The sequence below is a fragment of the Clostridium merdae genome, from assembly GCF_900176635.1.
GTDB lineage: Bacteria > Bacillota > Clostridia > Oscillospirales > Acutalibacteraceae > Faecalispora > Faecalispora merdae.
Window position 1 is genome coordinate 241,019 of record NZ_FXLN01000002.1, and the last position, 14,651, is coordinate 255,669.

Annotated in this window: 13 protein-coding genes; all 13 read left to right on the forward strand. The window is 48.2% G+C overall.

Annotated elements, in window-relative coordinates; genetic code table 11:
- Window positions 1-17 precede the first annotated feature (17 nt).
- The 13 genes from CAN90_RS01235 (at window position 18) to CAN90_RS01295 (ending at window position 14,641) form a co-directional block, all read left to right on the forward strand.
- The gene (locus CAN90_RS01235) at window positions 18-4,121 is read left to right on the forward strand and encodes a prepilin-type N-terminal cleavage/methylation domain-containing protein (RefSeq protein WP_085832013.1); all 4,104 of its coding nucleotides are present in this window, start codon (window positions 18-20) and stop codon (window positions 4,119-4,121) included.
- A gap of 32 nt (window positions 4,122-4,153) precedes the next feature.
- Window positions 4,154-4,753 carry a hypothetical protein gene (locus tag CAN90_RS01240; RefSeq protein ID WP_085832014.1) on the forward strand — a complete coding sequence of 200 codons (600 nt, stop codon included), beginning with the start codon at window positions 4,154-4,156 and terminating at the stop codon, window positions 4,751-4,753.
- 1 nt (window position 4,754) lies between these two features.
- A complete protein-coding gene (locus tag CAN90_RS01245) occupies window positions 4,755-5,063 on the forward strand; it encodes a hypothetical protein (protein WP_085832015.1) in 309 nt (102 codons plus the stop codon).
- A gap of 2 nt (window positions 5,064-5,065) precedes the next feature.
- Complete coding sequence (locus tag CAN90_RS01250; protein ID WP_085832016.1) at window positions 5,066-5,620, forward strand: type II secretion system protein; 555 nt, start codon at window positions 5,066-5,068, stop codon at window positions 5,618-5,620.
- A gap of 25 nt (window positions 5,621-5,645) precedes the next feature.
- Window positions 5,646-7,355 (forward strand): GspE/PulE family protein, encoded by a 1,710-nt coding sequence (locus CAN90_RS01255; RefSeq protein WP_085832017.1) that lies wholly within the window; start codon window positions 5,646-5,648, stop codon window positions 7,353-7,355.
- Complete coding sequence (locus CAN90_RS01260) at window positions 7,352-8,407, forward strand: type IV pilus twitching motility protein PilT (protein ID WP_085832018.1); 1,056 nt, start codon at window positions 7,352-7,354, stop codon at window positions 8,405-8,407. Before CAN90_RS01255 ends, CAN90_RS01260 begins: the two co-directional genes overlap by 4 nt.
- Window positions 8,408-8,513: 106 nt before the next feature.
- Window positions 8,514-9,722 carry a type II secretion system F family protein gene (locus CAN90_RS01265; protein ID WP_085832019.1) on the forward strand — a complete coding sequence of 403 codons (1,209 nt, stop codon included), beginning with the start codon at window positions 8,514-8,516 and terminating at the stop codon, window positions 9,720-9,722.
- A 112-nt stretch (window positions 9,723-9,834) separates the two neighbouring features.
- Window positions 9,835-10,221, forward strand: coding sequence for a type II secretion system protein (locus tag CAN90_RS01270; RefSeq protein WP_085832020.1), 387 nt, complete (start codon window positions 9,835-9,837; stop codon window positions 10,219-10,221).
- Window positions 10,222-10,263: 42 nt separating this feature from the next.
- Window positions 10,264-11,076: a prepilin peptidase gene (locus CAN90_RS01275; RefSeq protein ID WP_085832021.1), complete on the forward strand. Its 813-nt coding sequence runs from the start codon at window positions 10,264-10,266 to the stop codon at window positions 11,074-11,076.
- Window positions 11,077-11,170: 94 nt separating this feature from the next.
- On the forward strand, window positions 11,171-12,130 hold the full coding sequence (gene pilM, locus CAN90_RS01280) for a pilus assembly protein PilM (RefSeq protein ID WP_085832022.1): 960 nt from the start codon (window positions 11,171-11,173) through the stop codon (window positions 12,128-12,130).
- Window positions 12,131-12,148: 18 nt separating this feature from the next.
- Window positions 12,149-12,721, forward strand: coding sequence for a hypothetical protein (locus CAN90_RS01285; protein ID WP_143750775.1), 573 nt, complete (start codon window positions 12,149-12,151; stop codon window positions 12,719-12,721).
- Window positions 12,718-13,344: a hypothetical protein gene (locus CAN90_RS01290; RefSeq protein ID WP_085832024.1), complete on the forward strand. Its 627-nt coding sequence runs from the start codon at window positions 12,718-12,720 to the stop codon at window positions 13,342-13,344. The genes CAN90_RS01285 and CAN90_RS01290 overlap by 4 nt, the downstream gene beginning before the upstream one ends.
- Window positions 13,345-13,567: 223 nt before the next feature.
- Window positions 13,568-14,641 (forward strand): bifunctional glycosyltransferase family 2/GtrA family protein, encoded by a 1,074-nt coding sequence (locus tag CAN90_RS01295; protein ID WP_085832025.1) that lies wholly within the window; start codon window positions 13,568-13,570, stop codon window positions 14,639-14,641.
- Window positions 14,642-14,651: the final 10 nt, after the last annotated feature.

Sequence of the window (14,651 nt, forward strand, 5' to 3'; positions counted from 1 at the left end):
ATAATTTTATAACTAATATGGTAGTTTTAAGCGATGTGCCGCATGGTGCTCTTCCGCAGTTAACTGCCCAAAGGCATTATGTTTTGAAGCTGTCGTTTTGTAACGGCGGCTTTCTTTGTGGGAAGATAAAGGAACGGGTGGTGAAACGCGTGGTGTGGCACAGTGGGAAAAACAAACGAAGCAAACGTGGGTTCACTACAGTGGAACTGCTTGCAGTGGTTGCGATTCTTACCATCCTGCTGGCATTGGCAGCGCCTAATTTGATTCAAAGCTGGAAGGGACTTCAAATAACGGAGCTGGACGGAACCGCCCGCGAAATTTTTCTAACCGCGCAAAACGAACTGACGGAGAAAAAAACCTCTGACGCATTACAAAAGCTTGCGGATGACAGTAGCGTGGTTCAGCAAGAGACTACAACTGAAGGCGGTGTAACCAAAACACTGCACTACATAACCTCCGAAGAAATCGGGGATTCCCTGGGTCGTTTAAAGGCGCTGTTTTCTACTCTACCCGGCGGCTCAGTACTATATGTAAACCCACGAACCGGTGATGTGACGGATGTATACTACTCGAAAAACCCCCTCACTCATTCAGAGGTTGCAGAATTGCGCAATGAGCTAGGGGATACGGACAACCGTGACCTACGTGCCCAAAAGGGCATTGGGTATTACGGTGGGCTCGTCACGTCGTCTCAAACGCCAGGCAAGCCGGAAGAGCCCAATCACCTACCCGAAACGTTGGAGCTGATTAACGGCGAAGATTTATATGTAAAGCTTGTATACCCAGAGCTGGGTGAGGCAATGCGAAACCCAGAAAAGGTTCTGGCTTCGATTCAAATTACCGATGAAAGCGGAGCTTCTATCACGCGCAGTGCAGACGGCACCTCTGCTGTAAAAGCCAAAGAGGAAAGCGATGCGGAATTTAGCCGATGGAAATCGAGTATCTACCCCGAAGTAAACACCGGCAACGACTATACCTTATATGTATTGCTAGACAGTTTGGTTGATGGAAAATCCTTCTCCACACTGTTTCCCTCTTTACATGCAGGTGACGATATTACCGTGCAGGTGTCTCTCTCTTACAACGGGAAAAGCCTGTACCAAAATGCTATGGTGGGCAAGGTAAACAGCCTGTATGGTGCAAAGTATGAAACAAATGATACCGTGGAGGGCATCTTCCATAAAATGGGAGTGGAGTTCTCCCGTGTTCGCCACCTAAGCAACCTTAGGTATTATTCTATGGGGTTTGGTTTCGCCTCACAAACGGGGGATATTGATTTTACTCGCTCGGTTCGTCAAACGACGATGATGCCAGTAACGGAGCATGTGAATACCGCACCCGCTTGGTTTGCTCCCATTAGCCTCACGGATGCAGCCAAGCAGGATGGCATTATTGTAGACGGAAAAGACGGAAATGGAACCGCTTATGTCCTCTCGAATTTTCAAATACAGAGTTCGATTTCTGCATTATTTGGGGCCTGCACGGTTTCTGCAGATTTTCAAAATTTACGCTTGTTAGATATTCGAAGCTCCGGCGAGCAGGTTGCGGGCTCGCTGATTGGTAAATTAAGTGGTGATGGCGGGAATGTTACTGTTTCAAACTGCGGGGCGTATCAATCGAGCGCGGGTAAGGGCTTTGTTACCGGCGGGCGCGGCAGCAGCTCGGGTTCGGAGAGACCGACCGGCGGGCTCATTGGCTTAATAGAGGCAAAAAACTCGAATGCAGTCATTATAAAAAGCTCGTTTGCCGCCTTGCCGGTAAGCAATTCCGCCAGTCAAACTGGGGGGCTCATCGGGAGTGTACGAGGAGGGAGCTCTTCTGCTCCGGTTGAAATTGAGAACAGTTACTCGTCCGTAACTGTCATTTCTGGGCAATCTGGCGCATATTACAAAACAGCAGGGGGCTTGGTCGGTTCTACGGCTGGGTATGCCCGCATTACAGGCAGCTACTCAACGGCAGACGTTTTCGCTTCTGAAAACGCCGGTGCTCTGGTTGGCATAAATACGGGCAACCTGTCTGTGTTAACCAGCTATGCCTGTGGGCTTGTAACAACCAATAGTATGACTGCATATGGCCCGCTTGCCTTTGGAGGTACAATCGCCTATACAGACAGCAATTATCTTTTGCAGTCTGGCGACAGTGAGGCTTCGGATGCGTACAGTGGCTCGGCTCCTGCGGGTGTAACGGCTTTGGAGTATGATGCACTGGCGAAAGACAGCACGGGTCACGCCATCCAAAACAGCGTGCAGAAATGTCACCCATATGCAGAGGCGTTAAAAGACAAAGCTTACCCGTTCCGTATGGTCACCGAGGAATACTATGGCGATTGGCCGGAGGTAATTGTGCCATCAAAAGGGAAACCACCGTATAGCTTATGCTATTATGAGCGGTACACAAATGGAACTTGGGGCTTTTACGGGTTCGACTCGAACGGGGTGCTGGCAGATACGCTCGATTATAAAAACGATTCCTTGATTGCCGCCACTGGCTACGGGATACTTGTTCCGGCTGGAACTCAAAATGTTGTAGGGCCAAACATTGGCTGGGGACCAAATGCTACCTTGGGAGAGAAAATAGCGATACCCTCGCTCCAAAGAGATTTATACCCACTGCCTAATGCTGCCATAGACCTGCAAACACATGTGAATCAGCGTGACCGCAGTGTAAAGGATTTGCAGTCGGGTCGTTCCATTTACATCAATCCTTTTTTTGGCGCGGCGCTTTCTCTGAATGTGTTACAAGTGAATGAAACGCAGCCAATGCAGATTCGCACAGAGGAACAGCTTCGTGAACGCAATCGAATTTCGGACAGTGGATGGTATTTTAAACAGACACATAACATAACCGTTACAAAAGCGGATACCGGCGGGTTTGTAAATAACACCGGCTGCACATACGATGGCGGCGGAAATCTCATCAGCGGGCTTCAACAGCCGTTGGTAAGCACAAATATGGGGCCGCTGAAGAACTTGGATTTGATTCAGGTATCGATTCGTAAGTCTGGCGATACAGCGGCACTTGTTCAAACCAATCAGAACGTTGTATCGAATTGTACGGTGCGTTCCGGCAGCATTGTAAGTACATCTGGCTCTGCCTCAGGCTTGATTCACACCTCCAACGGCGGTACTATTATAGATTGTGCCGTAGGAACAGAGAGTACAAGCGTTACCGTAACGGGCGGCGGGCAATATGCCGCCGGTATGATAAGTACTATTGGCGGAGGCGGGCCGGGAATTTTAAATTGTCGGGTGACCAATACGGAAGTAAGCAACCCCAATGGTTTAGCGGCAGGTTTGGTTGGTTCTGCAAGCAATTTGAGCACAGGCAGTGTCTCTAATAATACGGTAAGCCAGAGCGTAACGGTAACAGGTGCAAGTGCGGCGGGCTTTGTGGGGCAAAACGCATGGAATGCTACCATCCAAAACAGCAGTACAGCGGCAACGGTTACCTCGCTGCAAAGCGGCGGAGCGGCAGGCTTTGTTTTACAGAACGCAGGCGGCGTCGTTCGGCTTTCTTATGCAAGCGGTTTGGTTACCGCACAGAATGGTGGAAATTCCTCCGGTTTCTTCGATAGTATGGAGGGAGGAGAGATGAGTTACTCCTACCGCACGGGTAACATTTCTGCTGTGGGTAATGGAACTGCCTCTGGTTTTGGCCGAGCCCTGAGGCAGGGAACGGTCTCCAATTGCTTTTCGGTCGGCTCTGCGGTTTCAGCAAGTGGCGATGCCGCGGGCTTTCTGCAAGAGATTACCCAATACAACGGCTTTGTGAAGAACAGCTATGCCGCGGTTGCACTCACCTTTGGGCGCACTGGCGTTGGGTTTACCAATTCTGTGGCAAGTGCTACCGATTGCTACTGGGTAAGGCAGTTTGGCGGCTTTAATTCAGGTGTAGATACCTTGTGGAACCAGCCGGGCAGAATTACCAGCATATCGTTCAATACACTGCGGCAGATGCCACTGTACGCAACGGGCTGGGGTTGGGATAATGGAGACCAAAGCTGGACTTTGGCGACCACCCCTGCGCAAACTCACCCCGCTACGGATGCACAAAAGGGGCAAGCCTACCCCTACCCACGCATGAAAGGGCTCGATTACTACGGCGATTGGCCGGTAAGCTAACCGGTAGGCTAAATTGAAACAGGAGGGTGGCTATGCGTTCTATTCGTAATAAACTGAAAAGTGAGCGCGGTGCATCGTTCATAATTGCCCTCTTATTCTTTTTAATTTGTATTACAATGGGTTCACTGATTTTAACAGCCGCTACCGCTAATGCGGTAAAGGTAAAAGACCGCTATAAGGAACAGCAGGATTACCTAGCGGTAGCCTCTGCCGCCCGGTTGGCGAAGGATTCCCTTGGTAAATACGTTTACACGGAGGGGAAAACATGGCAGTCTTGGCAGACGGGAATCGACCCGGCGACCGGTTTGCCAATTATGGAAAGTGGCTGGAGGAACATAACTCCGTTTCTTTCTTCGGATAAACAAGGAGATATTCTTACCGATGCGTATATAGATACAGGCAGTACAGCGGATTATTCGGATAACTTTATGATTCGTGCAGACGAAATGCCGGATGTAACTGCAGAATTCAAGATGAAAGCGGGCGGTGACGCCACTCTGGAGTTTACAGCGGGGAATTATAGCATGACGGTTTCGTATACCTGCCGCACATCGCACGTAACAGATCATAAAACGTATGATTATTACAAAACCTCATGGGGCGGTGCCAAAATAACGAAGGGAGCGGGTTAAGATGCGCAGAAAAAGAAATTCTTCCGGTGAAACACTGGTTGAGACTCTGGCGGCGCTACTTTTGGTTGTGCTTTCCGGCCTGCTCTTTTTGCAGATGACCATGGCTTCCACCAATTTAAGTACGCAATCCAAAGAGCTGGACGCGCTGTACCAAAGGGTGCTAGCAGCGGCAGAGAAGCAGGGTGCCTCTCCCGTTTCCTCCGGCAGTATTGAGATAGGCGGCAGAGACTATGACGTAAACTACTACGCATACTCCAGTGGAACTTCGTCCGAAATGCTATATTCCTATGCGCAAAGTGATGGGGGATGAGCATGCCAAAGCGCAAGCTGCGCAGCCGCTCTGGCATGACGATCGTAGAAACCTTAATGGCAGTGTTAATCATTGCACTGCTTACTTCAACCATATTAATTGGCACGCAAGCGGCCATGCGGGTAACCTATCAGGAAACCTTTGTGGCGGAGAGCCAGTCTGTTGCAGATACGATTAACCGGGCACTATCGGATGTTTTGCGTTATGCACAAAATATAACGACCGATGATGACTCAAGGGTAACCTCATATTCCAATGCGGCCTATGGGGTTTCGGACGGAATACTTCGCGTTGGTACAGGCACAAATGACGCCGGGCATATTTATTTGGTTTATGCAAGCGAAGATACCGGGAAAATCCCTTTGCTGAGCAATTTAAGCTATTCCAATTTAAAGGTAGTTCCCGCAGACTTTACAGTTGGCTCAAGCCTTGACAGTCGGTTTGACCTGCGCTATAAAGACGGTGTGTTTACGGGCAGCTATTGCCTGTACAATTCAGAACGGCAACTGGTAACAGAGCCATATACATTTACATTTCGGGCTGTAAACGGCAAATAAGCCGCAGTAAGAGAGGAGGCCCATTATGACATATACTCGCTTGGGCGACTTGTTGCTTTCCGTAGGACTCATTACGCAGGAGCAATTGGAGCACGCGTTAAAAGAGCAGAAGAAGACCAAAAACCGCTTGGGGCAAGAACTAATTGAAGAACGCATTATCACCGAACAACAATTGATTGAAGCACTTCGCGTACAGCTCGGTGTGGAATTTGTAGATTTAAGCAGTACGCCGGTTCAGCCTCAGCTAGCCGAGCTGCTCCCCAAGAAGATGGCTCAAAAATACGGTGTTGTGCCGGTTCGTTTAGAAAAGGACTCGTTGTATATCGCCATGAGCGACCCCATGAATTTTGTGGCGATTGAAGAGGTAAAAGCCTCTACCCGCAAGCGGGTAATCCCGATGATTGCCACGGCAGATTCAATTGAGCATGCCATATCAAAGCTTTATGGCAGTGAGGGTGCTGCCCGCGCCATAGCAGATATGAAGCGTGAAATGGGAGAGGGCGCCCAGTACCGCTTTGCGGACAACTTTACCGCAAGTGTTCTAGGGGAAGAGGAGGACACTGCCTCCGCGCCTACCATTCGGCTGGTGAACTCTATTATTGAGCGTGCGGTTTTGGATGCCGCCAGTGACGTACATATTGAACCGCATGAGCGAGAGTTATTGGTTCGTATGCGGGTAGACGGCGTGATGCGCAGTGTAATGAGTGTGCCTAAGGATTTACAGGGCTCAGTCATTTCACGTATTAAAATCATGGGTGGTATGGATGTAACCGAACGCCGCATTCCGCAGGATGGCCGTGCGGCAGTGCGGGTACAGCGGCGAGACATAGACCTGCGACTTTCCACACTCCCTACCATTTATGGGGAAAAAGTGGTAATCCGTTTGCTGGATAAGGACTCTCAACTGCTTAGTAAAGAAAAAATTGGACTAAATCAGGATGAGATGAATCAATACTTGAGCTTGATTTCCCGGCCATCTGGAATGGTGCTTATTGTAGGCCCAACCGGAAGCGGTAAATCTTCTACCATGTACACCATGATTCGGGAACTGAATACCGACCAGGTGAATTTGGTGACTCTGGAAGACCCGGTGGAGTATAACATTGATGGAATCAATCAGGTACAAATCAATGAAAAAACAGGCCTTACCTTTGCCAGTGGTTTGCGCTCTATTCTTCGCCAGGACCCCGACATTATTGCGGTGGGTGAAATCCGTGACGGCGAAACAGCACAAATCGCCATGCGAGCGGCAATTACGGGGCACTTGGTTCTTTCTACGGTACATACAAACGATGCTCTAGCAACCATCGACCGCTTAGTTGATATTGGGGTAGAGCCGTACATCATTTCGGGAGCACTCAATGGGATTATCTCGCAGCGGTTATTGCGGCGGATTTGCCCACACTGCCGGCAGACGTACACCCCCAGTGCAGATGATTTGATGAGTATTGGGCTTGACCCAAACAGCGGGCACAAGCTGTACCAAGGTGCAGGCTGCCCCTCTTGCTTTGGCACTGGTTACCGTGGACGTACAGCGGCTTTTGAAATCCTCGTTGTGAGCCACGCACTTCGCATGGCAGTGAATCGGGGCGCGAGACGAGAGGAATTGGAAATCATTGTTGGCACGGAGCGTAGCTTTGTGCCGTTGGCAGAAAGCATCCGCCGTTTGGTATTGCAGGGGATAACTACCATTGAAGAAGCACGACGTATCGTCGTTGCGGTGGAGGAGCTATGACTATAGAAGAACTCATTCGGCAGGCGGCAGAGGCGAATGCTTCAGACATACACCTCATTTGCGGCCTGACGCCAAAATACCGTGTAGCGGGCAGACTGTTGTCTATGCGGGAGGAAGTGCTCACTCGAACGGATTGCGAGGAGCTTGCGCGTGTGCTGGCTGGTGCTGAGTTTGAGCAGCTTTGCGAGATAGGTGAACTGGATGCCGCCGCAACGATTCAAGGCGTGCGCTTTCGTATCAACCTCTTTCGCCAGCAGAACTCTTATTCAGCGGCACTCCGTTTGTTAAGCGACCGTATTCCGGAGTTAAGAAATTTGGGGCTTCCCCCCATGGTGGAGCAGCTTACCGATTTACAGCGGGGCATTGTATTGGTTACAGGTGAAACTGGCAGCGGTAAATCGACCACATTGGCTGCGATGATCGATGAAATCAATCACCGCCAAGCACGGCATATCATTACCCTAGAAGACCCAATTGAATATATTTACAAGCCTGACCATTCTATTTTTAACCAGCGAGAAATCGGTAGAGATACCAAAAGCTATGCAGCTGGTCTACGTGCCGCTTTGCGAGAAGACCCCGACATTATTCTCATTGGAGAAATGCGCGATTTATTTACCGTTGAAACGGCGCTTACTGCGGCGGAAACGGGGCACTTGGTGCTCACCACCCTGCACACGGGCAGTGCCGCAGATTCCATTGACCGTATAGTAGGGGTATTCCCGGAGGAGCGGCAGCAGCAAATTCGCATGCAGCTTTCCATGACGTTGCGGGCGGTATTGGCACAACAACTTCTTCCCAACAAGGAGGGAACCAGCCGTGTGTGTGCTTGTGAATTGATGATTGTAAACAATGCGATTCGAAACCTGATTCGGGAGGGGAAAACCCCGCAGATTGCCAACGCAGTGGCTACCTCCGCACGGGAGGGTGCTATCACGATGGACAATGCAATTTTAAAGCTGTACCGCGAGGGTAAAATTCGTGCCGATACTGCAAAGCTTGCGGCTCACGATATTGATTACGTGGAACGCAATCTAAATGTTCTTAAGTAAATATATGGAAGCCCCAGCATTTACCTGGAACAAAAAGAGAATTTAATATCCATAACTATTTTTATATTTTTTGAATTGTGATATGATGAAAGCAAGGTGATACCCGTTGCAGAGCTTTAAGTACGAGGCGATTTCACCAGATGGGAAAAAGATTACCGGTACCATTGAAGCGCAGGATGAATACGCCGCTGTGGCAAGGCTGCGAGAAATGGACGCGGCTATTACAAAAATAACACCGGTAAAAGAACGCAAGCAAAGGCGGGCTGAGGTTGCGACGGGTAAGGTCAGTGAGCGTGCGCTCGCTGTTATGTGTTCTCAGTTTGCGGTAATTCTTAGCTCAGGTATGCCGATTGTGCGTGCGGTAGAGCTGATTGCAGGCCAAACGGCAGATAAAGTACTGCGGCAAATATTGCAGCAGTCTGCCGGGGATGTAGCCTCCGGAATGAGCCTGGCACAAAGCCTGCGCAACCGCGGCAAAAACCTGCCTGCTACCTTTGTGGAAATGGTGCGCTCGGGGGAGGAATCCGGCACGCTGGACGTAGCGTTCAAACGCCTGCAAACCTATTATGATAAGTCGTTCCAAAGCAAAAGCAAGGTAAAAGCGGCGATGACTTACCCGGTGTTTACGTTGTTTGTGGCTGCTGTGGTTGTCGTTATCATTATGGTAGTGGCAGTACCGGCCTTTACCTCCAGCTTTTCTTCCATGGGTGTTGAGCTGCCATGGATTACCCGAGGACTCATTGCCCTCAGCGGTTTTTTAGTCACCTTTTGGCCTCTTTTGGCATTAGTCATTGGCGGGGTTATTTTCGCATATCAAATGTATGTACGCACAGAGAAGGGCAAGCTGTTTCGTGCGCGTTTGCTGTTAAAGCTGCCAGTGCTCGGGAAAATCAGCCTGATGAAGGCATCGGCGCAATTTGCGGGAACATTATCGACCCTGCTTTCTGCCGGATTGCCGATGATTCAGGCGGTATCGGTTACTGCTTCTGTTTTGGATAACGCATGGATTGGTTATCGCTTAAAAGAAAGACTCCCCGATTTGGAAGAGGGCAAAACGCTCGGTTCTTGTTTGGATACCGCGACGGCACTGCCAGATTTGGTATCTGAAATGGTGAAAATCGGTGAAGAAACCGGCTCGCTCGAGCATACCCTGGAGATGGTAAGTGCGTATTACGATAACGAAACGGATTTGGCAACACGCAAGGCACTTAGCCTTTTAGAGCCAATTATTATTTGTATTTTGGCTCTGGTGGTGCTTTTGGTACTGCTTTCTGTTTACCTGCCGATGTTTAGCTTATATGCCAATATAGGCTGATTTTAACGAGGTATTTCGCCGGTTCACCGGCTGATTACATATTTAACACATTCGCTCAAATGAGATAATTTGATTTAGCCAGGGCGAGAAAATTGAAGGAGGAAAAATCCCTATGAACAACACATTGCAAACCCTGCAAAAAAAGAGAAAATCCAAAAAAGGCTTCACCCTGATGGAAATGCTGATCGTCGTCGCCATTATTGCTATTTTGGTGGCAATATCTATTCCAGTCTTTAATGCTCAACTTGAAACCGCTCGTGAAAATACGGATACTGCGAATGTGCGCGCAGCAAAAGCAATTGCTGTTACAGAGTATTTAACAGATGCAACAACATATACTGACGCTTATTATGATGCTGAAAATGGAAAAATTGTCACAACTAAACCTTCCAAAGGTTATGGTCAAGGAACATCGGCTGGAAAAGAAGGAAACCATAAAGATCAAGTTATTAAACTATCGATTAATACCAGTGGAGTATTTAGTTATTCTTGGGACTGATAAAAGAATTTATTAAATATTGAAAGACAGGAGGAGCCGTCTGTGCTATTATATGAATTAACCTCGGCGCTGGCGGCTTACCTGCTGTTTTGTACCGTTCTTCTTGGTCTTACAATGGGCAGCTTTGCCTCTTGTATGGCGTGGCGCATTGCGCAGGGAGAGGATTTTCTTCGAGGTCGCAGTCACTGTGACGAATGTGGCCACGAGCTAACTGCCAAAGAGCTGGTTCCTGTGTTCTCCTGGCTGGTTCAGCGTGGGCGCTGCCGCTGGTGCGGCAGTAAAATTTCGGTTCGCTGTCCGTTTACCGAGCTGCTGTGTGCGGCGGCTTTTGTGGGCATCGTCGTAGGGTATGGGGTAACTGCCCAAGCTCTACAATATTTGATTTTGACTGTTCTTCTGCTAGCAGTTGCCTTGGTAGATTACGATACCGGACTCATACCCAACGGGCTACTGCTTGCAATTATCATAAATTGGGCTGTTTTCACTCCTTTTCTAAACCAATCTGCATTTTTGACGAATCTAACCGTTGGCATCATCAGCGCGCTTTGTGCTTCAATTCCTTTACTGCTGTTGTCACTTTTTATGGATCGTATTCTGCGTAGGGAAAGCATGGGTGGTGGAGACATTAAGCTGTTTTTTGTGTGCGGCTTGTACCTTGCCATGCAGGAAGTGTTATTCTTACTCATTGTCTCCTGCATATTTGGCTTACTATTTGCAGTTCTAACGCAGAAAAAGACGGGTGACCCAGAAAATCCGGAGGCTTTTCCGTTTGGCCCTGCCATTGCGGCGGGAGCATATGTTTCGCTACTGGCGGCTAAACCAGCAGTTGCCTATTACATAAGTTTGTTTTTTTGAGCCACTTTTGGTTCTTACTGAAAAAGAATTGGATTGTATGCCGCTTTGCCGAAAGGCGTGCGGATGAGTCAGCCCATCAACAGGGAGGAAAACCATGGCCTATTTGGGACTGGACGTTGGAACCGGAACCGTAAAGCTTGCGGTGGTAAAGGGTACCGCTGTACAAAAACTATGTTGTTCCATGTTAACGGCGGAGCTGCCGCGTGAGGGGCAGCGTGTTGCTTGTTCAGATGCACTCGCAAAAGAGCTCCGTGAATTAATAAAACGAGAAAATATCAATGTAAAAAGCTGCGCTCTGGTACTCCCTCCAGAAGCTGCCTTTGTACGTCGTGTGACGGTTCCGGTTATGACGGCAAAGCAGATGAAAGTAAATCTTCCCTATGAATTCCACGATTACATACAGCAGGGCAAAGAAGAGTACTTTTACGATTATGCGGTGGTAGATACCCTAGAAGACCCCACCGGCAATGACGCCCCAAAGCTGGATCTTTTAGTTGCGGCAACGCCCAAGCGTGTGATTCGGCAATGGCGTGCAATGCTGCGCAGGGCTGGCTTGCGTCTTTCGGTTGCCGTGCCAGAATACCTTGCCTACCGTAATTTAATTCGTGTATTTGAGCAGGCAAACTCAGAGGATCACCCAAAGGAATACTGCATTGCAGATTTGGGGTATCGCTCCATACGCGTTCACATGTACCGCGGCTGTGCGTACGAAACCACCCGTGTGATTGAATACAGCGATGTATCGGTTCGCCAATTGGCGATGGGCCCACAGGAGGATGCGAACAGACTATCGGTAAGGGAGCATTATTCGCAAATAGCGGTAGAGATTCTCCGTGCGGTAAATTTTTATGGGTTTAACACTCCAGATTCCGATTTAAAGGATATTTATTTCTGTGGCAGGCTGGCCTCTTCGCGGGAACTCATGCAGATTTTACAAGATACACTGCGGCTGAACATCCACTCCGTTGCAGAATTGGTGCCGAATGACGATGCCGCGGCGGCTGAGCTTTGCCCAGAGGCGGTAGGTGCAGCACTCGAAATGAGCGGGAGGTGACGGCAGTTGGGTGGAAGAATGAAACAACCTGTGAAAACGACCATTAACTTAGCACAGCGCGATTATAGGCTGCGAGGTGTAGGCTATCTGGTTCCCATTACTGCCGCGTTGCTGGTTATGGTAGTGCTGTTTGTTCAATTGGGGATAATAGCCCCCCTAACGGCTTTGGACCGAACGGAAAAACAGGCACAGCTTCAAGAAGAAAAGCTTGGTAATCTAAAAGAAAAGACAGAAAATTACAGTAAGGTTTTAGAGAAATTTCAGCTTGAAATGCAAACACAGCCCAGCCTAAACGGGCAGGCAGACCCCATGAAGTGCCTGCGCCTTATTGAGGATGAGCTGTTAAGCAGTGCGGAGGTATCTTCGTTTACCATATCTTCTCCGGTCATTACGGTAAAACTGTCTGGCGTAACGCTCAATCATATTTCATCCATTTACCAAAGCCTGATGACGAGCGGGATGGTACAGAATGTTCAGGTATACACGGCAGCTACCGATGAAAAGGCGAAAACAGTGACTGCCGCTATGACAATCACTCTTGTCGTTGAAGAGCCTGTAATTACCTCCTCTGGGAAGGGGGCATCTTCATGAAAAGGCCCTTAAGCAAGCGGGAATTGGTATTGCTGGCTGTGCTTGTGGTTGTGGCGCTCTTTGCCGGGTATTTTCAGTTGTTTCTTGCTCCGGTTGAGTCGAGAAAAGCGCAGGCGCAGGAGCGGCTTGTTCAAGCGCAGGATGCCGAAGTAGAAGAGGCCTCTAAGCTGCAGCAAATGCAGAAGATGCAGGCAAAGCTCGAAAAGCTCAAAAATAGCCAAGAATATTTGTCGACTGGAATCCCCAATTACGATAACATCGATAATGTAATTGTTCAGCTGGATGCTATATTGAGCGCCGCGGGGGAATATCACCTTACGTTTTCCAATGTAACGTATGGCGATGATATGGTGCTGCGCCCCATTCAAATGAGCTTTACGGCGAGCAATTATGCGGCGGCCAAGCAAATTTTAGCGAATCTATATGGGTGTCCCTACCGCTGTTCGCTCAGTAAAATTACGGTGGCAACGAGTTCAGACGATTCCGCCCAAGGTAGTATTGCAAAACGAAAAGTAACGGTTACCCTAACAGCAACCTTCTATGAGAAATATAAGGATGAAGCTGCAAAGGCAGCTGCGAAAAAGGCATCCGAAAATACAGCTTCCAATAAAAATTCCGATTAATCATAGATAATAATTAAAATAGTAAAAGACTGGTTTGTTGTTAAAACAAAACCGGTCTTTTTTTATTGGGAAATATAGAAATTATATTTTTTCAGGGTACTTTCAGGTTCTGGGATTATACTGTGGGCACGAAAAGGGTTGTAAATCTTCTGTATCTAAACACAGATGACAGATTTTATTACCCGAGCAGCTACAAAATCCCGTTGCTTTGGAGGTGTGCAATATGCAAATAATTGCTTTAATCCCGGCGTATGAACCGACAGATATTTTAATTGATTTAACGAGAAGGCTATTTGATTCCGGCTTTACAGTCGTGGTAGTAGATGATGGAAGTGGCATAAATTATAAACGAATTTTTCATCAGTGTAGACCTTATGCACAAGTGCTTGCTTATGAGGGAAACCAAGGAAAAGGCCATGCGCTAAAAACTGGTTGCCAGTATATTAAAGAGCATTATGAAAAAAAGAGTATTGTCGTTACGGTTGATTCAGACGGTCAGCATGCAATCGAAGATGCTGTAAAAGTTGCGGAAAAAGTTGCAGCACACCCCAGCTCTCTCATTTTGGGTGTGCGTACCTTTGGAGAGGGAACTCCGCTGCGCAGCCAACTAGGCAATAGCATAACAAGAGCAGTTTTTTCTCTTTCTACCGGTATTCGGGTGAGTGATACACAAACGGGATTGCGTGGTTTTTGTGTGTCTATGATTCCGTTTTTGGTGGGTGTGCCGGGCAGCCGCTATGAATATGAAATGAACGTATTGCTACAGTGCGCCCAACAGAATATTGGCATTCTAGAGGTTCCAATTCAAACAATCTATATGAATGGAAACAAGGGTTCCCATTTTAATACCTTACAAGATTCCTTCCGTATTTATAAACACATTTTAAAATTTGCAGCTTCCTCATTACTTTCTTTTTGCATTGATTATGGGGTGTACAGCGCTCTGGCAGTAAGCATGGCTGGGTTGGGGATGAACGTTGGTATTCCACTTGCTAATATTACTGCAAGAGCTGTAAGTGCCAGTGCAAATTATGCGATGAATAAGCGTTTTGTTTTTCATAGCTCCGCTAATACCCTTAAAACCGGAGCTCAGTATATATTGTTGGCAGTAAGCATTTTGCTTGGCAACACCGTGTTACTCAGTTTTCTTGTGAATCAATGGGGGGTAAACCCGTTTGCCGCTAAGCTATTTACAGAGCTAACTTTCTTTATGGTGAGCTGGGTAGGGCAGAGATTCTGGGTTTTTCGGCGTCAGAGTGAGTATGAGTGCAGCTTCACCAAGAAAACAAAAGACTAAGGGGAATTGT

Bases quoted from the DNA above. Each gene is read 5' to 3' on its own strand.
- CAN90_RS01235 (WP_085832013.1), top strand. From the start codon at position 18: ATGGTAGTTTTAAGCGATGTGCCGCATGGTGCTCTTCCGCAGTTAACT.
- CAN90_RS01260 (WP_085832018.1), top strand. From the start codon at position 7,352: ATGACTATAGAAGAACTCATTCGGCAGGCGGCAGAGGCGAATGCTTCA.
- CAN90_RS01240 (WP_085832014.1), top strand. From the start codon at position 4,154: ATGCGTTCTATTCGTAATAAACTGAAAAGTGAGCGCGGTGCATCGTTC.
- CAN90_RS01290 (WP_085832024.1), top strand. From the start codon at position 12,718: ATGAAAAGGCCCTTAAGCAAGCGGGAATTGGTATTGCTGGCTGTGCTT.
- CAN90_RS01285 (WP_143750775.1), top strand. From the start codon at position 12,149: ATGAAACAACCTGTGAAAACGACCATTAACTTAGCACAGCGCGATTAT.
- CAN90_RS01270 (WP_085832020.1), top strand. From the start codon at position 9,835: ATGAACAACACATTGCAAACCCTGCAAAAAAAGAGAAAATCCAAAAAA.
- pilM (WP_085832022.1), top strand. From the start codon at position 11,171: ATGGCCTATTTGGGACTGGACGTTGGAACCGGAACCGTAAAGCTTGCG.
- CAN90_RS01245 (WP_085832015.1), top strand. From the start codon at position 4,755: ATGCGCAGAAAAAGAAATTCTTCCGGTGAAACACTGGTTGAGACTCTG.
- CAN90_RS01255 (WP_085832017.1), top strand. From the start codon at position 5,646: ATGACATATACTCGCTTGGGCGACTTGTTGCTTTCCGTAGGACTCATT.
- CAN90_RS01250 (WP_085832016.1), top strand. From the start codon at position 5,066: ATGCCAAAGCGCAAGCTGCGCAGCCGCTCTGGCATGACGATCGTAGAA.
- CAN90_RS01295 (WP_085832025.1), top strand. From the start codon at position 13,568: ATGCAAATAATTGCTTTAATCCCGGCGTATGAACCGACAGATATTTTA.